This is a genomic window from Nocardia sp. CDC159 (assembly GCF_023740735.1).
In the GTDB taxonomy this organism is placed as follows: domain Bacteria; phylum Actinomycetota; class Actinomycetes; order Mycobacteriales; family Mycobacteriaceae; genus Nocardia; species Nocardia pulmonis.
Window position 1 is genome coordinate 496,337 of the sequence record NZ_JAMRXH010000001.1, and the last position, 18,058, is coordinate 514,394.

At 70.3% G+C, this 18,058-nt stretch carries 17 protein-coding genes; 7 read left to right on the forward strand and 10 right to left on the reverse strand.

Features of this window, described 5'->3' with window-relative positions; genetic code table 11:
- Position 1: 1 nt before the first annotated feature.
- The 6 genes from NDR87_RS02345 to NDR87_RS02370 form a co-directional block, all read right to left on the reverse strand.
- Positions 2-1,342 carry an MFS transporter gene (locus NDR87_RS02345; protein ID WP_251909019.1) on the reverse strand — a complete coding sequence of 447 codons (1,341 nt, stop codon included), beginning with the start codon at positions 1,340-1,342 and terminating at the stop codon, positions 2-4.
- Positions 1,343-1,356: 14 nt separating this feature from the next.
- Positions 1,357-1,683 (reverse strand): helix-turn-helix domain-containing protein, encoded by a 327-nt coding sequence (locus NDR87_RS02350; protein WP_251909018.1) that lies wholly within the window; start codon positions 1,681-1,683, stop codon positions 1,357-1,359.
- A 121-nt stretch (positions 1,684-1,804) separates the two neighbouring features.
- Entirely contained in the window at positions 1,805-3,190 is a 1,386-nt protein-coding gene (locus NDR87_RS02355; RefSeq protein ID WP_251909017.1) for an AarF/ABC1/UbiB kinase family protein, read from the reverse strand.
- A gap of 197 nt (positions 3,191-3,387) precedes the next feature.
- On the reverse strand, positions 3,388-4,509 hold the full coding sequence (locus NDR87_RS02360; RefSeq protein ID WP_251909016.1) for a triacylglycerol lipase: 1,122 nt from the start codon (positions 4,507-4,509) through the stop codon (positions 3,388-3,390).
- Positions 4,510-4,714: 205 nt separating this feature from the next.
- Positions 4,715-5,743, reverse strand: a complete 1,029-nt coding sequence (locus tag NDR87_RS02365) for an alpha/beta hydrolase family protein (RefSeq protein ID WP_251909015.1) — start codon at positions 5,741-5,743, stop codon at positions 4,715-4,717.
- On the reverse strand, positions 5,740-6,387 hold the full coding sequence (locus NDR87_RS02370; protein ID WP_251909014.1) for an acyl-ACP desaturase: 648 nt from the start codon (positions 6,385-6,387) through the stop codon (positions 5,740-5,742). Before NDR87_RS02370 ends, NDR87_RS02365 begins: the two co-directional genes overlap by 4 nt.
- 366 nt (positions 6,388-6,753) lie before the next feature.
- Between NDR87_RS02370 and NDR87_RS02375 the strand changes: the two genes are divergently transcribed.
- On the forward strand, positions 6,754-8,301 hold the full coding sequence (locus tag NDR87_RS02375; protein ID WP_251909013.1) for an acyl-CoA carboxylase subunit beta: 1,548 nt from the start codon (positions 6,754-6,756) through the stop codon (positions 8,299-8,301).
- Between the two features lies 1 nt (position 8,302).
- Here NDR87_RS02375 and NDR87_RS02380 read toward each other — a convergent pair whose 3' ends face one another.
- The gene (locus NDR87_RS02380) at positions 8,303-9,688 is read right to left on the reverse strand and encodes a lipase family protein (RefSeq protein WP_251909012.1); all 1,386 of its coding nucleotides are present in this window, start codon (positions 9,686-9,688) and stop codon (positions 8,303-8,305) included.
- Positions 9,689-9,849: 161 nt separating this feature from the next.
- Between NDR87_RS02380 and NDR87_RS02385 the strand changes: the two genes are divergently transcribed.
- Positions 9,850-10,509: an NAD(P)H-binding protein gene (locus NDR87_RS02385; RefSeq protein WP_251909011.1), complete on the forward strand. Its 660-nt coding sequence runs from the start codon at positions 9,850-9,852 to the stop codon at positions 10,507-10,509.
- Between the two features lie 131 nt (positions 10,510-10,640).
- Here NDR87_RS02385 and NDR87_RS02390 read toward each other — a convergent pair whose 3' ends face one another.
- A complete protein-coding gene (locus NDR87_RS02390) occupies positions 10,641-11,852 on the reverse strand; it encodes a lipase family protein (protein WP_251909010.1) in 1,212 nt (403 codons plus the stop codon).
- Between the two features lie 203 nt (positions 11,853-12,055).
- Between NDR87_RS02390 and NDR87_RS02395 the strand changes: the two genes are divergently transcribed.
- The 3 genes from NDR87_RS02395 to NDR87_RS02405 all read left to right on the forward strand — a co-directional run bounded on the left by NDR87_RS02395 (position 12,056) and on the right by NDR87_RS02405 (position 14,956).
- Positions 12,056-12,277, forward strand: coding sequence for a hypothetical protein (locus NDR87_RS02395; RefSeq protein ID WP_251909009.1), 222 nt, complete (start codon positions 12,056-12,058; stop codon positions 12,275-12,277).
- Positions 12,278-12,623: 346 nt separating this feature from the next.
- Complete coding sequence (gene rfaE2 / locus NDR87_RS02400) at positions 12,624-14,135, forward strand: D-glycero-beta-D-manno-heptose 1-phosphate adenylyltransferase (protein WP_251909008.1); 1,512 nt, start codon at positions 12,624-12,626, stop codon at positions 14,133-14,135.
- Positions 14,132-14,956 (forward strand): glycosyltransferase family 2 protein, encoded by an 825-nt coding sequence (locus NDR87_RS02405; RefSeq protein ID WP_251909007.1) that lies wholly within the window; start codon positions 14,132-14,134, stop codon positions 14,954-14,956. Before rfaE2 ends, NDR87_RS02405 begins: the two co-directional genes overlap by 4 nt.
- Positions 14,957-14,959: 3 nt before the next feature.
- Here the strand turns inward: NDR87_RS02405 and NDR87_RS02410 are convergent, their stop codons facing one another.
- Together NDR87_RS02410 and NDR87_RS02415 are read right to left on the reverse strand one after the other, a co-directional pair.
- Positions 14,960-16,072 (reverse strand): glycosyltransferase family 9 protein, encoded by a 1,113-nt coding sequence (locus tag NDR87_RS02410; RefSeq protein ID WP_251909006.1) that lies wholly within the window; start codon positions 16,070-16,072, stop codon positions 14,960-14,962.
- 66 nt (positions 16,073-16,138) lie between these two features.
- Positions 16,139-16,474, reverse strand: a complete 336-nt coding sequence (locus NDR87_RS02415) for a DUF3140 domain-containing protein (RefSeq protein ID WP_251909005.1) — start codon at positions 16,472-16,474, stop codon at positions 16,139-16,141.
- 107 nt (positions 16,475-16,581) lie between these two features.
- Between NDR87_RS02415 and NDR87_RS02420 the strand changes: the two genes are divergently transcribed.
- Together NDR87_RS02420 and NDR87_RS02425 are read left to right on the forward strand one after the other, a co-directional pair.
- Complete coding sequence (locus tag NDR87_RS02420; RefSeq protein WP_251909004.1) at positions 16,582-17,649, forward strand: Vms1/Ankzf1 family peptidyl-tRNA hydrolase; 1,068 nt, start codon at positions 16,582-16,584, stop codon at positions 17,647-17,649.
- Positions 17,650-17,660: 11 nt separating this feature from the next.
- Positions 17,661-18,053 (forward strand): hypothetical protein, encoded by a 393-nt coding sequence (locus NDR87_RS02425; RefSeq protein WP_251909003.1) that lies wholly within the window; start codon positions 17,661-17,663, stop codon positions 18,051-18,053.
- Positions 18,054-18,058: the final 5 nt, after the last annotated feature.

An 18,058-nucleotide genomic window follows, 5' to 3' on the forward strand; every position in this document is an offset into this window, starting at 1 on the left:
TTCAGACTTGGGCGGGTTGCAGTGTGCGCGGTTTTCTCAGGCGCAGGGCCAGGGGTAGCGGGAGCAGGGTCAGGGTCGCGGCGACGGCGAAGGTCCAGCGGTAGGAGACCAGCTCGAAGACCAGGGCCATGAGCGCGACGCCGATGGCGAAACTCGCCTGGCGGTTGATGTTCCACAGCGCGCTCGCATGGGACAGTTCGTCGGCGGGTGTGTCGACGAAGGCGGCGCTCTGCGCGGCGCTGCTGCACAGGCTGCCGCCAAGACCCATGAGCGCGAAGGCGACGATTGCCACCGCTGCCCGCTGCGGTGCGACGATGGTGAAAAGCAATGCCAGACCCGCGCTTTCGAGCAGCATCCCGACGACGAACAGCGGCCGCGGCCCCACCCGATTGAACACCCGCCGCGTGAGCGCGATGGCGACCCCGCTGGCGACCGCCCACGGGAGCATCAGCAGTCCGGTCGCGGTCGCCGACAGCGACAACTCCTGCTGCAGATAGACCACGAAGATCACATTGGCCCCGGTGAAGATGCCGGGCACGCACTGATACACCACCATCGAGGTGGCCAGCATCGGCTCGCGCAGCAGGTCCAGCCGCAGCATCGGGGTCCGCGCCCGCGCCGACCATCGCACGAACGCCACCCCGCTCACCATCGCGCCGCCGAGCAGCACCAGACCGGTGATCCGCCCCTCGGGCGCACCGAATTCCGACAGCCCGACCAGCAGCGCCGCGATCGCCGCGCCACCGAGCACGAACCCGGTTACATCGAATGCCGGACGCCCGCGATCTTCGTCCCGCCGCAACCACCACAGCGCCAGCGCCAGCGCGATCGCCGCGGGCGGGACGTTCAGCCAGAAGATCCACCGCCACGACAGCCGATCGACCAGCAGCCCGCCCACGGTCGGCGAGACGGCGGGCACGATCAGCGCGACGCTCATGACGATCGCGGTCAGCCCGGCGCGCTCGGCCGCGGGATACTGCCGATAGGTCATCGCCTGACCCACCGGAATCAGCATGCCGCCCGCCGCACCCTGCACAAACCGCAGGATCACCAGCACCGCCAGCCCCGGTGCGAAACCCGCGGCGAGCGAGGCGACCACGAACAGCAGCAGCGACGCCACCAGCACCCGACGCTCCCCGAACCGGGCCGCCAGCCACACACTCGGCGCGATGACGACCGTCAGCCCCAGCAGATAGGCGTTGCCGATCCAGGCCAGCTCCCGCACCTCGGCGCCGAAGGTCGCGCCGATATCGGGATAGGCGATGGACGCGATGAACATATTGAGCAGATCGATGAAGAAGCCCAGCAGATAGACCAGGGCCACCTTCGTGCGATAACGCATGCGGTTCCTCGAACTCAGAGCCGGGTGGCCACGTACTCGGCGAAGGCGCGGACCGTCTCCTCGTCGCGGCGGTAATAGGTCCACTTGCTGTAGCGGTAGGAGCTCAGCAGTCCCGCGCGCTGCATGGACTGCAGATAGGTCGAGACCACCGACTGGGCCAGCCCCAGCTTGCGCTGGATGTCCTGGACGCAGACGCCGTCGGCGATGTCGAGCCCGTGCTCGCGATAGCGCGCATCGTCGAAATGCGCACCGGGCTGCTTGAGCCACTCCATGATCCGGCAGCGCGCCGGATTCGCCAGCGCCCGATAGATCAGGTCGACATTCAGTTCGTCCACATCCACGCATCTAGATTTACAGATACATAGATGCGATAGTCAACTCGACGGCCCGCGCGACACGGGCAGCACCTCACCCGCGCCGCGCGGAGCAACCGAAAACGTTGAGCGAGCAGACCCTTCGAAGCTACTCGGCGGGCAACTCGGTCCCGGAGGCCGCGGCCTTGGCGGCCACCTCCTCCGGAAAGACATTGCGGAACAGGAACAAATCCTGGCCGAGCCGCCACCCGGGAGCCAGGGCCACGGCATAGCGCTCGAAGTATCCGAGCTGCTTACCCATGAGAATCAGCTGCTCCGGCCCGGAAGCGCCACGGCGCTTACCGAATTCGACCAGCCGCGCGGCCACCTTGCCCATATCGAGCTGGGCGAGTTTGCCCGACAGCACCGGGGCCAGGGCGGTGGCCAGCTGTCGCCCGATGGTGGCGTCGTCACCGGAATCGCCCTCCACCAGGTCCAATTCGCGCAGCGCCCGGGCCACGGGTCGGAAGTCCCCGTCGATGGCGCTGGCGTGGAACAGCGCCCGCACGAATTCACGCCACTGTGGGGTCATCCTGCCGACGATGCCGAAGTCGAGCATGGCCGCCCGGCCGTCCTCGAGCAGCCAGAGGTTTCCGGCATGCACGTCGCCGTGGAACAACCCGTGCACCACAACGCTTTCCACCCACGCCTTGACGAGCCTTCTGATCAGCAGCTCGGGATCCGGATGGACGGCGCGGATATCGTCGAAGCGGTCCAGCGGCATGCCGCGCATCCGCTCCATGCACAGCACCCGCGGGCCGCTGTAGTCCCAATACACCTCCGGCACAACGACTCCGGAGTTGTCGCCGAAGGCGTGCAGATTGGCGCGGGCACGGGTCTGATTGTCGGCCTCGTTACGGAAGTCCAGCTCGGCGACCGTCGTCTCGTACAGATCGCGCACCACGCCCTCGGCATTGGCGACCCGGGCGTTCTCCGACCGCTTCTCCATCAGCCGGGCCAGCCGGAACGCCGCCCGCAGATCCACGATCATTCGCCGGGCGATATCGGGCCGCTGCACCTTCACCACGGCCGGACGGCCGTCGGCCAGCACGCAGCCGTGCACCTGGGCGACCGATGCCGCCGACAGCGGTTCGTCGTCGAATTCGCGGAACAGCTCGTCGATCGGCCTGCCGAGATCGGCCTCGATGATCGCGCGGGCGTCCACCGCCGGGAACGGCGGCACATCGTCGAGGCAGCGCAGGCACGCGTCGGCCAGCTCGCGCGGGAACGCGCCGGGCGAGGACGCGATGAGCTGGCCGAGCTTGACGAACATCGGCCCGAGCACCTCGAAACCGTCGACCATGCCATCGGCCATCGCGCGGCGGCGCTTACGTCTGGCGAGGCCGCCCCGCAGCACCCGCCGCGTCACCGAACCGCCGAGCACGGTGCCGATGACCGCGGTGCGCCGGAATTCGGCGAAGCCGAACTTCTCCAGCGCGGGCCGCAGCGGCGCGGGGGCCGACTGCTCCTCGGTGTCCACGGCCGCGGCGGTCACCGTACGACCGCCTCGACCGCTCGAACGACAGCTCGTTGTCCTACCAGCTTCATTTGCACCGCTCCGACCGCCTCGCTCGTTCTCGTTCGAAACGCCAATGTCCGAATGCCTCGTCCTACCCTCGGGTATTCGAGGCAAAGTCTACGACTCGGTTATCGGATCACCGCGGCGGCGCCGGTGCGGCAGGTCGCGTCCGATCAGATGTGACCGCCACCGCCGATCAGCCACGGGTTGAAGGTGCAGGCCAGATTCGGGGTCTGCTTCGGGTCCAGGGTGTTGAGCACGATCGACAACGCCCGCGGGGAGTACATGATCGACAGATGATCGGAAATGTCGGCCTCGCAGCCGTCCTGCAGGGTGATGTTGCGGACGTTCGCCCCGGACCCGGGCCGCAGGAACGTCAGATCGTAGGGCGTGCTGACCTGGTCGTAGCGGGTGCCGACCGCGGTGTAGTCCACGCCGGGCACGGTGTCGCCGCCGGCGTTGAGCCGGTTCAAGAAGTCCGAGCCCACGATCTGCTGCACCCCGCCGCGTCCGGCCAGCACCCCGGCGGGCGCGAGGACGTCGAGCCCCGCGTTGGTGATGAGGCGCCCCAGCCAGGCGATGCCGAGCAACGTGGTGCCGTGATTGGTTCCGGCGAAGGTGATCTCGTGCGCCACCTTGTCCGCGCCGCCGCCGTACTTCAGGTACCACCGCGACACCGGCCCGCCCTGCGAATGGGCCACGATATCGACCTTGGGCGCGCCGGTCGCCGCCAACACCCGATCCACGAACGCGCCCACCTGATCGGCCGAGCGCGCCATATCGCCCACACCCCCGCGCCCCGGCAGCACCGAGCCGACCCCGCCGCCCTGCAGCAGGTTCTCCCGGCCGTAGTTGAAGGTGAACACGCAGTAGCCCGCGTCGCGCAGCGGCTGACTCATATAGGCGAAATCGTCATAGGCGTTGACCCAGGTGCCGTGTACCAGCACGACCGGACGCGGATGCGCGGCCGAGGGGCGGCAGCCCCAGTCGTTGGCCCCCGGCGGGGCCGCGTCCGGATGCAGCAGGCTGTAGCCGAAGGCCGCCAGGAACGAGCTCTGCGCCGGACCCGCCGCGGCGGTATCGGCCGCGACCGAATGCGGGTCGGCGATCGAGGTGTCCACGATCGGATCGGCATGCGGATTCGGCACCCCGTCGGCGATCTGCTCGGCCAGCCGGTGTTGCTGCGTCGATTCCGACGGCGGCTCCGCATGCGCGCTGCCCAATCCCACCGCGAGCATCGCAGCGGCCATCGCCGCCGCGACGGTCATCGTCCTGCGGCGGAAACCTCTTTTCATGCCATGCCTTTCCCACACACCACACGACCCAAAATTCAGTGACATGTTAGGGAGGCGGGCACGCCGCCGCTCGAGTGTTAATCCCAGCTTCACGACACGCCGGAAACCGCTACACATACCGGTCCGATGGGGTCGCGAATTGTCCGAATATTCGGTCGATCACAGGGCAATCACGGCAATTGTCGTGCCCCCGAGCGGGACCGGGCTACCGCCGTTCCCACCCCACCCCGAGGGCGGGGGCGATCGTCTGCCACGCGGCCGGGAGCTGGACGGCGAAATCCGGCCAGGAATGGGTGCCCGCGTCCGCGTAGTGCACGGTGGCCGGAATGCCCAGTTGCGCCAGGCGGGTGGCGAAACGCTCGGTACACGAGCGCGCCCCCGCTTCCAGAGCCGCACCGCCCCCGACCATCCGCAGCGCCTCGGGCACATCGACTGCCGTGGCGACGGCCACCAGATCGGGCAGGCTCGGCAGGCCGGTCGCGGCGGACAGGTGGACGACCGTGCCGCGTAACGCGTCCGCGTTCAGATGGCTGTCGTGGGCGGCCCATTCCGGGGACGAGGGCGGACCCCACAGATTCTCCGGATTGCCGCCGCGCGAGCCGACGGTGATGCGCGTGACGGCCTGGCCGAGATCGTCGGCGGTGGAATAGCAGCCGCTGATCCCGGCGACCGCCCGGTAGCGGCCGGGATGGCGACCGGCCAGCATCAGCGCCGCCTGCGCGCCCATCGAGACCCCCGCGATCGCGCGGCGGCCGTCGCCGCCCAGATGGGACTCCACGATCGGGGGCAGCTCATCGATGAGGAAGGTCTCCCAGCGGTTGAGCCCGAGGGCGTGGTCGTAGCGGTCCCAGTCGGTGTACATGCTGCCGACCCCGCCGCTGGTGAACACCACATCCACCGGCCTGCCGGAGAAGAACTGCGCCGCACCGCCTTTCGTGAGCCAGCCGGAGACGTCCCCCGCCTCCACCCCGTCGAGCATGTACAGCGTCGGCCGCGGCCCCGGACCGGATCCGCGCAGCACATCCACCGCGATCTCACGGCGCATCGAGGCCGAGGCCACATACAGCCGCTCCCAGCCCGGCCCCCGGAACTCGCCGCGCACCAGCGTGGTCCGGGTGACCGCGGGATCGATGGGGGGCGGAGCCGGTGCGGCGGGTTCCTCGGCGTGCGCGGGCGTCGCGCTCAGCAGCGCCGCGGCCGCGGCCGCCGCGCCGAGCGCCGCCCAGAGCCTCATGCCGTTCCGGCACGCTCGGCACGCGCCGCCTCCCGCGCCGGGGCGCGCTCGCGCCCCTCCTCGAACCGACGCGCCTGGGCCGCCAATTCGTCGAGATAGCAGCCCAATTCGTCGCGGGCGCGGACGCCGTCGCCGCGCAGATCGGTGCGTTCGAAGACGTTCCAGGCCCGCAGCACCGGGCGCAGCACCCCGTCCAGATGCTGGCGAACGTCGTAGCTGCCGTGCTCGGCCAGCAGCACCGCGTCGCGCCGGAAGTTCGGCTGGGTCAGGCCGGGCATCTGGAAGCGCGTGACGACCTCGGTGATCGCCCGGAGCATGGCGTCCGGCGGCAGGTCCAATGCGGCGGCGGAGATATTGCGGTAGAAGACCATATGCAGGTTCTCGTCGGTGGCGATGCGCTGCAGCATACGTTCGGCGACCGGCTCGGCGCAGGCGGTTCCGGTATTGCGATGGCTGATCCGGGTGCGGGACTGTCCCGGCTCCCAGTCGATTCCGCCGAGAGCGGCGAAGTTGCGCCCATCGCCCCAGGGCACGTAGTCGTGCGGATGCCACGCCTTGGCCTGGCGCAGATGATCGTCGAGGTGGCGCTCGGCGACCGGCTCCAGTTCGCGCAGGAGGCCCAGATCGGTCAGGGCGGCAGTCACACGTACTCCTCGGTGCGAGCGGCGGTCGTGGGTGGGGCGCGTCCGGCCGGGCGTGGCGCCGGGCCGCGCAATTCCCGGCGCCGCGCTGTCATCACGGTAGGACCACGGATTCGCCACAACCTCGAAACGCGGCCAATCCGATGACAATTCATGAATGGCCCGACCGCCCGCCCGTGCTGCGACACAAATTGTCGGGGGCGCGCGTCGCGCAGACACACCAGAACGGTGCGAAGAATTCTGTGACAGTGCCCGCCGGACGAGCGATCAGTGGTTGAAGACGGTTCCGCACGGTAGCGTGCAGCACGGGTCGTCGGCCATCGATCATGGTGCGGCGACCGCGACACAGCGGAAAGGCGTATCGAACCTATGACGGGCACCCGAGGAAAACTGCAGCATCTGCACAAACTCCTCGAACTGGCGGAAGAACCGACCGGACAGGCCGGAATCGACAAACGCCGCGGCAAAGGCATTCCCAGTGCCCGAGAACGCATACGCATGCTGGTGGATCCGGACAGTTTCGTCGAAACCGGCGCGCTCATGCGCCAGCCCGGCCAGCCCGACGCCTACTACGGCGACGGCGTGGTCACCGGACGCGGCCGCATCGATGGGCGACCGGTGGTGGTGATCGCGCACGATCAGACCGTCTACGGCGGTTCGGTCGGCGAGATGTTCGGCCGCAAGGTGGCCGCGGCCATGGAGTTCGCCTACGCGAACGCCTGCCCGGTGGTGGCGATCAACGATTCCGGCGGCGCCCGCATCCAGGACGCGGTGACCTCGCTGGCCTGGTACGCGCTGATGTGCCGCCGCCAGGAGGAGCTGTCGGGATTCGTGCCGATGGTGGCGGTGATGCTGGGCAAGTGCGCGGCCGGATCGGTGTACGGCCCGGTCAACATGGACGTGCTGGTGGCCACCGAGAAGTCCTATATGTTCGTGACGGGACCCGAGGTGATCAAGGCGGTGACCGGCGAGGACGTCACCGCCGAGGAGCTGGGCGGCGCGGCGGCGCAGGCGCGCAACGGCACCATTCACCATGTCGCCGAGACCGAGCAGGCGGCCTTCGACTGGGTGCGTTCGTATCTGAGTTATCTGCCGTCGAGTTGCCTCGAGCAGCCGCCGCTGGTCAATCCCGGACTGGAGCCGGAGCAGACCGCGCACGATCGCGAATTGGATTCGATCATCCCCGATTCCGACAAATCGGGCTACGACATGCACGACATCCTGTTGCGCATCTTCGACGACGGCGACTTCCACGAGATCTCGGCGGCGACGTCGCGGAATCTGATCACCGGATTCGCGCGCGTGGATGGGCGGCCGGTGGGCGTGATCGCGAATCAGCCGCTGGTGCTCGGCGGCGCGCTCGACGCGCAATGCTCGGACAAGGCGACGCATTTCATCCGGCTGTGCGACGCGTTCGGCCTGCCGCTGGTGTTCGTCGTCGACACCCCGGGCGTGCTGCCCGGCGTCGAGGAGGAGCGCAACGGCGTGATCAAGCGCGGCGGGCGGTTCTTCCGCGCGGTGATCGAGGCGACCGTGCCCATCGTGACCGTGGTGGTGCGCAAGGCCTACGGCGGTGGCTATGCCGTGATGGGCTGCAAGCAGCTCGGCGCGGATATCAGTCTGGCCTGGCCCACCGCGCGGATCGCGGTGATGGGCGCGGAGAGCATGGTCGGCATCGTCGGCCGTCGGCAGCTCGCCGCGACCCCGCCCGAGCAGCGCGAGGCGGTGCGGCAGAACATGATCGACTTCTACAACGCCACCGTGGCCACGCCGTGGATCGCCGCCGAGCGCGGCTACATCGACGCGGTGATCGAGCCGTCGCAGACCCGGCTGGAGATCCGCAAGGCGCTGCGGCTGCTGCGGGACAAGGACACGCGCAAGCCGAATCCGCGCAAGCACAACCTGTTCCCCATGTAGGTCAGCACTCGGTTGGGGCCGCGACGCCGCGCAGCCGCTGGTCCACCCAGCTCACGGCGTCGGGATAGCCCACGGCCGCGGCGATGACGTGTTCGCCGAAGACGCTGCGGTACACCGCGGGCACCCCGAGCGCGCACTGTTCACGAAACAGCGCGCGGGCGCCCGCGGCCGGGATCCAGAATTCCTGTTCGCCGTTGTAGATGTAGAGCGGCACCGCCGACCGCATATCCCGCATCCGGGTGACACGGTAGATGTCGGCGGCCAGCTCGCTGTGCAGCGGGTCGGGAATGTCGGCGGCCAGATCGATCGGCAACATGAGCACGCCGGGCAGCGCGAAGACGCCGACGCAGGTGTCCTTGAGCGGTGAGATCGCCGCCCAGCGGCCGAGATTGTTCATTCGGGCCAGGATCTCCGGCCGCTCGCGGGCGACGCCGAAGGTGGCCGCGAGGAACACCCCGGAGGCCAGATTGGCGTTCATGCTCCCGGCCAGGACCTCGTAGTCGGCGGGCACGCCGCCGAGCGCCGCCCCCACGATGACCCGCGCCAATTCCGGTGCGTAGGAATCGATCAGCGCCACCGCGCCGCGGGTCGCGATCGCACCGCCGGAGTAGCCGTGCATGGCATAGCGGCTCTCGCCGAATTCGGCGGGCCGCAGCGCCCGCACGGCCCGAATGGAATCCAGCACGGCATGTCCGGCGACGTAGGGCTCGGCATAGGCCATGCGCGGGCCCTCGTGATCGGGAATCAGCACGGCATAGCCGTGCAGCATGGCCAGCTGGGTGGTGGGCGGAATCCAATCGGTGGCGGCGGTGTGCAGGTTGAGCCCGTGTGCCAGCGTGTAACCCGGAGTACAGGCGCGGCCGAGGGCATCGATGGGCAGATTGTTGACCAGCACCGGCCGCGCGCCCGGACCGGTCCAGTCGGCGACGGGCACGACCAGCGACGCGGTGGCGAACGACGGCGCGTCGTGCGCGTCGGTGGTGCGGAACTTCAGTTGCAGCACCTGCCGCGCGGGCGCGAGCAGCAGCGGCGCGGCGGTAGGGGTCACATCGCGCACCTCGAGGATGTCGCCGGGCGCGTGCTGGGCCAGATCGGGTGGCCAGCGATCGAACAGCGGATCGCCGATGTCGTTGGGCAGCACGGCCTGTTGCAGCGACGCCAGATCCGGGGCGATATCCGCGGCCACCACCGGGCCCGGCGGCGCGACGATCGGGGGCGGCGGGATCACCGCATCGATCCACTGCTGCAGCGCGGGCAGGCCGAGGCCGGGTGGTAGCGGAATCGCCGGTGGCGCCGCCGAATTCGGAAGCGGCGGCTGCGCCTGGGCCGCCGCCGTGGACCCTGCGACGATCGATAACACCGCGATGCATACGCGCCAACCTCGCATGACCCACTCCCGTTGTGAGCTCGTCCCGGACCCGCCAGACCGGGTGGTTCGAGAGTACGAGGGCGGTCCGGGCGATCACCCGGCTGTCGCCGTTTCGTGAGCGTCGCGAGTCCGGTTCGAGACACCGGATCCGAAAAGACCTGTCGGTAGGATCGGATCTCATGCGAATCGTCATTGCGGGCGGACACGGCAAGATCGCACTGCTGCTGGCCGGGTTGCTCACCCGGCGCGGCGACGAGGTGCACAGCCTGATCCGCAATCCCGACCATGCGGCGGAGGTATCGGCGACCGGCGCGAAACCGGTGGTGCTCGATCTGGAGAAGGTGTCCGACGAGCAGCTGCGCGCCGCGCTCGCGGACGCCGACGCGGCGGTCTTCGCCGCGGGCGCGGGTCCCGGCAGCGGGGTGGCCCGCAAGTACACCGTGGACCGTGACGGTTCGGTGCGGCTGGCCGAGGCCGCCGAGGGCGCGGGAGTGCGCCGCTTCGTGCAGATTTCGAGTATGGGTGCGGGACAGCCGCCCGCTCCCGATCGAGACGAGGTCTGGGCCGCCTATATCGATGCGAAGACCCAGGCCGAGGACGACCTGCGCGCCCGCGGCCTGGACTGGACCATCCTGCGTCCGGGGCGGCTCACCGACGATGCGCCCACCGGCCGGGTCGCTCTGGTCGAACCGCCGAGCGCGCGGGGTGCGGTCCCCCGCGCCGACGTCGCCGCCGTCGTGGCCGCGATCTTGGTGGCGGACAACACCATCGGCAAGACGCTCGAGCTCGTCGCGGGCGAGGCCCCGATCGCTGACGCGATCAGGGCACTAGGAAACTGACGCGATCGGCGCAATAAGGAACCGACGCGATCGGGGCAAAAGCGAACCGACGCGATCGGGGTAGTTGGCGGTTGACCGCGATCGGGGCTATGAGAGCGGCAATGCCGATCGCGGTCGTGCGGTGACTCCCGTCAGCAGTTGCTGGGGGCGGGCTTCCCCTCGAACCGGTCGGTCAGCCACTGCAGCACCTCGGGCAGGCCGAGCACGGCCGCGGTGAGGTGGTCGGGCACGGGTAGGGCGGCCGACTGCACCCGCACCCCGGCGGCGCACCAGCGGCGGTCGGTATTGACGATGGCGTCGACCGGCACCAGCCCGTCGATCGGCGAATGCCATTCGTAGAACGGCATACTCGGCACGCTGTCGGTGTAGAGCTCGAGGCTGTTCTCCTCGACCACCCGGCGGGCCTGCGGGTCCTGGGTCATCGACGTGGTGCGGGCGACCTCCAGCACGCTGCGGCCCGCGCCCGCGGTGAGCAGGTCGTTGGTGCAGCTGTTGGCCATGGCGTTGCGGATGGCGATGCCCTTGTCGTTGAGCTGATCCGACAGCGGGAAGCGGTCGGGGTACTCGCGCTCCAGGCCGAGACCGGCGGCCAGTGCCAGCCCGAACACCGGATGCGCCCCGTAGCCCAGGCCCTCCAGCATCTTCACCATATTCATCGGCACCCCGCCCGCGGCGGCCCCGGCGATCGTCAGATCCGGTGCGTAGGCGGGCGCGAGCGCCGCCGCCCACGCGGTGGCCATGCCGCCGCCGGAGTACCCGGCCATGGTCACGGGGCTGTGCTCGAGCCGCAGTTGTTTCGCGTTGCGGACCGCGCGAATGCCGTCGAGGGTGATCTGGCCGCCCAATCGCGCCGCGCCGTAGGCGAATTGCGGTCCCAGGTGGTCGGGCATCGCGATGCTCCACCCGCGCCGCAGCGCCACGTTGTAGGCCGGTGCCTCACGAATCATCAGGTTGGGATCGTCGGTGTAGAGCACCCGCGAGACCGCGCATTCGGTGCCCAGCCCGTTGATGATCGTCTGATACGACAGCAGCGGCCCGTCGATGGCGCGCTCGTGCGGCGTCAGCACGGTCGTGGTGGCCGCGATCGGCTTGCCCTCGGAGTTGGTGGAGCGGAACTTGATCAGCGTGATGTCGGTGTCGGGAAAGATCGGCAGCGGCGGCAGCGCGCGCACGTCCAGCACGTCGCCGGGACGGCGGTCGACGAGATCGGCGGGTGCGGCGTAGAACGGATCCGGGTCCGGCGTGGGATAGATCGGTTGAGCGGCGACAGTGGTGGCGGTGACGAGTAGCAGCAGGCCGCCGGCGCAGGCACCCAGCGCGCGACGAAATGCGGTGTTCCCCATGATCGCTCACGCTATCCGGCGGTCTGCCGGACGGCGCGCGGCCCCGAGATGTCCTGAGAAATCACAACCGCGGCCCCTACCGGGCTGTGTTGCGCGACGAATTCGGCCCTACCGCTGGTCAGCGGACCGACCCGCCCGTAACTTCTCATTCGGGCGCTGTTTCCGGATTGCCGGTTCGGCGCAGCAGGCGAAGGAGCGCGGCCATGGACTCCCCCGATACCCTCCCGGAGGCGCCGACCAGGCGCATCACCGTCTACTTCGACGGCGCCGGGCCGGGCGATCAGCTGATTCTCGAATACGCCGCCACCCGCGCGGAGGCCTGGGAATTCGCCGCCGCGGCCGTCAATTCCGGCCTCGCGGTCACCGTGGACAGCAAGGTGCGCCCCGGCCTGCGCCCGCTCCCCTGCCGCAGCCTCTGGCACTGACCCGCCGGGGGACCTTCCACCCGGCGGGTCGCGCGCCGACGTGGGCGCGGATCGGCGGGAGTCGTGGCCGGTCCGCATGCCCGCGGTGTGCGGCGCGGCGCACGCGCCGGACCGGATGTGGCGGGTGACGGTCCCGGCGGGTGCACGCCTTGCGAAGACGGTTCTCACCCTAGGCCGCCACCGCGACGCCGCGCGAGCACCGCGAAGGGGGTCTGGCCCTTCTCACAGCGGCATGCCGATCGACTTGGGCGCCTTCACAATCGCGGACCACGGGCGCACCGGCACCGGTTTATCGCCGAGAAGGAGTGGAATCGCTGGGACACGACCGCTCGACGGAAGGTACGCCATGCGCACACCGATCAGCGACACCCCCGACCACCCCGATTTCGACGGCCACGAACTGACCCCCGCCCTCGCCGAACGCCTGGCTCGCACCCGCGCCCGGGTGGTGGTGCTGGGCGATGCCGTGCTCGACGTGTGGATGTGGGGCCGCTCCCAGCGCCTGTGCCGCGAGGCCCCCGTCCCCGTGGTCGACATCGATCGCAGCGTCGGCGTGCCCGGCGGGGCCGCCAACACCGCCGCGAATCTGGCCGCCCTGGGCGCGCAGGTGCGCCTGGTCACCCTGCTCGGCGACGATGCGGCCGCCGAGCAGCTGTGCGAGCGACTGCGTGAGCACGGCGTGGACGACGATCACGTGCTCGCCGCGCCGAACCGGTCGACGGTGATCAAGCGCCGCGTCCTCGCGGGCGATCAGCTGATGATCCGCTTCGACGAGGGCGAGCAGCCGCCGCCCGATCCCCTCACCCACTGCCTGCTCGATGCGCTGGCCGACGCGCTCATCGACGCCGACGCCCTGATCGTTTGCGACTACGACGGCGGGCTCGCCACGGCATTGCGAAAACATCTCACCGCCCATCGCTCCCGGCTGCCGCTGCTGGTGGTCGACAGCCATCGCCCGGCGGACTGGCGTCCGGTGCGCCCCGATATCACCACGCCCAATGCCGCCGAGGCGGCCGCCGCGCTGGGTCTGGCGCTGCCGTCGAACGGCGACGAGCGGGTGGCGCTGTTCGACCGCGAACGCGCCCGGCTGTTCGAGGCGACCGGCGCGGACACCGTCGCGGTCACCCTCGACCGCGACGGCGCGCTGCTGCTGAGCGGCGATCGGCCCGCCCATCGCACCTGGGCCCGGCCGGTGGCCGAGCGCCAATCCACCGGCGGCGGTGACACTTTCGTCGCCGCGTTCACCCTCGCCCTGCTGGCCGGACTGCCCGAAACGGCCGCCGCCGAGCTGGCTCAGGCGGCCGCGGATGTGGTGGTGCACCGGCCCGGCACCTCGGTGTGCAGCAATGCCGATCTGCGCGAACGCCTGCTCGGCCGCGGCGGCGACGTGCTCACCCACGACGAGCTGGCGGCCGCACTGGCCGCGCATCGGCGGGCGGGGCGGCGAATCGTATTCACCAACGGCTGTTTCGATGTGCTGCACACCGGCCACATCGCCTATCTCAACGGGGCCAAGCGCCTCGGCGACGTGCTGGTGGTGGCGGTCAACTCCGACCGCGGCGTGCGCGAGCTGAAAGGCCCGGACCGGCCGGTCAATTCCGAACACGACCGCGCCGCCGTGCTGGCGGCGCTGAGCTGCGTGGACCACGTCACCATCTTCGACGAGCCCACCCCGGCGGAATTGCTGCGCCGGGTGCGTCCCGAGCTGTATGTGAAGGGCGGCGATTACCGGCCCGAGATGCTCAGCGAGACCGAGGTGGTGCACGCCTACGGCGGCGAGGTCCAGGTCCTCGGTTATGTGGCGCAGCGCTCCACCACCGCGCTGATCGAACGCATCCGCGCCGGGGCGGCCTCGTGAGCGAACCCGAACTCGAGGTCCTCATCCCCACCCGCAACCGCCCGGCCGAACTGGCCACCACGTTGTCCGGCCTTGCCGCCCAAGACCTTTCGGACTTCGCCGTGCTGGTCAGCGATCAGTCCGACCACGCCGCCAGCTACGACAACCCGGCCGCGCTCGCGATGGCGCGGGTGCTGCGGCTGCGCGGCCACCGGGTGCGGTTGGGCACCCATCGCCCGCCGCTGGGCATGGCCGAGCAGCGCCACCATCTGCTGAGCTCGTCGCGGGCCCGCTATGTGCTGTTTCTCGACGACGACGTGTGGCTCGAGCCCGGCAGCCTGCGCCGGATGCGCACGGCCATCGCGGAATTGGGCTGCGGCTTCGTCGGCTGCGCCGTCCAGGGCCTGTCCTATCTGGACGATCACCGCCCGCACGAACTGGATCCGTTCGAGATCTGGCCGGGCGCACCGGAACCCGAGGCGATCACCCGCGAGGACAAGGCGTGGCAGCGCTACACGCTGCACAATGCCGCCAATCCCACCCATCTGGCCCAGCAGCTGGCCCTGCGCGCCGACGACCGGGTGGCCTACAAGGTGGCCTGGGTGGGCGGCTGCGTGCTCTACGATCGCGAAAAGCTCCTCGCCACCGGCGGATTCGACTTCTGGCGGCGCCTGCCGCGCCATCACAGCGGCGAAGATGTGCTGGCCCAGTTGCGGGTCATGGCCCGCTACGGCGGCGCGGGAATCCTGCCCAGCGGGGCGGTGCACCTGGAGTCCCCGACGACCGTGCCGCGGCGCGAGGTCGAGGCGTACGAGATCGTGCCACCGGACTTCTGGCGCTGAGGATCAGGGCAACAGCTCGTCGACCTCGGTCAGCAACCGCTCGAGCGAAATGTCGTCGACGAAGGACACGTCGTGTTCGCAGCGTGGGGCCGTCTCGTCGGTGCAGTCGCGCCCGCACACCGGGCACCGGGTGGTCCAGGAGAACAGGATTCGATCGCGGCTGCGCCCGAGCGGGCCCGCGTTGATCACATTGCCGATCCAGAACACCCCGATGGTCGGGGTGCCGAGGGCCGCGGCCAGATGCCGGGGGCCGCTGTCGTTGCCGACCAGCAGGCAGCTGCGCGCAAGCACCCCGCAGATCGTCGAAAACCCCTCTCCCACCAGCACTTCGAAGGCCTTGCCCGGATCCGGCACGAGTGCGCCGAGGTTGGTGCGCAACGCCGCCAGCAGCTCTCGGTCACCCTCGGCCCCGATCACGACCACCCCCAGGCCGCGCCGCAGGCAGTGCGCGGCCACCCGCGCGTAGCGCTCGACCGGCCAGCGCCGCCGCGGATCTCCCGCACCCGGATGCAGCGCGACCACCGGATCCGGCATCGCACCCAGTACCCGGTCGGCGTCCGCCCGATCGATCTCGGTGGTAGCCAGCGTGGGGTGCAACCGCACCGGCGGCGCTCCCGCCAGCCCGGCCACCTCCAGCGCCCGCAGGGTCTCGTGCTGGTAGTAGCGGAACGGCAGTGTTCGGGTCAGCGGTGCGGCGTCGGGGGTGCGCGAGCCGACGCTCCAGTGCGGATGCAATTGGTGCAGAAAGCCATTCGACCAGCGGCCGCCACCGTGCAGCTGCACGCCCAGATCGATGGGCGCGCGGCAGACCTGCCGGAAGAACCGCCCCTCCGCCTCGGGATCGGCCGCGTCCTCGGTGATTCCGGGCGGCAGCGGGATCACCTCGTGAATCGGGCTCGGCCGCCCGCGCAACAACTCGGCATGCAGATCGGTGCCGAGCAGGACGATCTCGGCCGCCGGATACGCGGCCGCCAGGGCGTGAATCGCCGGGACCGCGAACAGGAAATCACCCAGGCCGCCGCCGCGCAACACCGCGATGCGACGCACCTCGGGCCAGGGCTCGGCGATCGGCCCGATGCCGAGCGCGGCCGCGTCCATCGGAACAGTCGAACTCATCTGGGCCTCCTCTGCCGAGGGCCTACCCGGGCCAGCGCCGAGCAAACGACACCGCCCCGGCGGCGCTCAGCGAGCCCGCAACGGGTCGTGACCCATCGACATCAGGCGGTGCCGCCACTGCGGACGTCCGGCCGCCGCCTCGGGCTCGGTGCCGCGCTCGGCGAGCACACCGCGCACCACCGCCCGCATGACCTCCGCGTCCTGGTGGTTCAGATCCGTGCGCCGCTTGCCCAGAATGGCCAGAACCTGTTGTCCCAGCGGCGTTCCGGCTCGGTCGGGCAGGGCCTCGGTGTGCGGCCCCGACGCATCGGTGCGCAGCCAATCCCGCAGCTCGCGCGAGGTCATGTTGACCACCTGATGAAAGTCCTCCCACAGCGCGTCGTCGACGATGGATTCGGCCATCTCACCCTCCTCGGGACTCGGATCTCGCGCTTCACCCGTCCGGCTACCCGTGCCCCCGGGGCACAAACGCCATGATTGCGCTCGCGGTGCCCGGGTAACCGGGCGATGTGGACAGCATCGGATTGCGCGAGTTGGCCGATCACGAGGGTCCCTTCGGATCGGTGTATGTCGACGGCGTGCCCGCCGCCGAGGACGCCGGACATCAGGAACGCCTGCGGCGCAGAGCGATTCGCGAGGAACTCGTCGAACGCGGCGCTCCCCCGGCGCTCGTGGACGCGATCGACGACGCGCTGACGCTCCCGCCCGGGCAACCCGGACAGGCGATCATCGCGGGGGCCGACGGCGTACTGATCGCCGAGCAGCTGCCGGTCGCCCCGCCGCGACCGGTGATCCGCTTCTCGCCCCTGCCCTATGTGCTGCCGCTGCTGGGTCTGCGCGAGCCACGCACACCCTATGTGGCCGTGGTGGTGGATCGGACCGGAGCCGATATCCACGGCGTGGACGCGCGCGGGCACCGACTGGCGCGAACGGTGCGCGGCACCGAGTTCCCGCTGCACAAGACCGGCGGCGGCGGGACCGCGCACGGATCGATTCAGCATCGCGTCGAGGAGACCGTGCGCCGCAATATCCGCGCGGTCGGCCGCGAGGTGACCGAACTGGCCGATCGGGCCGGTGCGACGCTGGTCCTGGTGGCCGGTGAGGTCGGCGACCGGGCCGCGCTCTCGGACGCGCTGCGCCCGCGCGGGCGGCGGGTGATCCAGCTCGAAGGCGTCTCGCGCACAGCGGGATCCGATCCCGCCGCGCTGGACAGCCGGATCCGCCGCGTCCTGCGCGAGGAGGCCGAACTGCGCTGCCGGGCGCTCGAGGAGCTGTTCCACCAGGAGCAGGGCCGCGGCCTGGCAACGCAGGGCATCGCCGCGACGACGGCCGCACTGCGCGAGGCCAATGCCGACATCCTGCTCATCGACGCCGACACGCTGGGCGATCGGGCCGTGCGGGTCGGCGCCGATCCCACCCAGGTGATGCCGGTCGAGCTGTCGCCGCAGCGCACCTGGTTACGCCGCGCCGACGAGGCGCTGCCGCTGGCCGCGCTGGCCGGGCGCGCCACCGTCGTGGCCACCGGCCGCGACCACGCCCCCGCCGAGGGCGTCGGCGCGATACTCCGTCACGGTTAGAGGAGGTTTCGATGGAACGGGGAAACACCAAACACGGTCCGCGCCACGACGAACAGCTGGCGCACGAACTCGAGGGCACCCTGCGCGGCAACCGCTCCAGCCGCGCGGAGCAATGGCGCGATCCCGAGCCCCCGGCCGATGACGATCCGGACATCGGCGGCATTCGCCCGGAGCTCACCCTCCCGCCCGTGCCGGGGCCGAATCCCGGACCGCCGGACCCGATTCCGAATCCTGATCCGGCCCCGGACCCGATGCCGACCCCGGTTCCGCCGGACCCGTCGCCGAGCCCGGAGCCGCCGGACCCGATTCCGAAACCCCCGGAGCCGCCGAACCCGAATCCGATCCCGAACCACCCCGACCCGGCCGTGCCGCCGACCACGCCGCAGCCGCCCGATCTGCGCTGAGACCG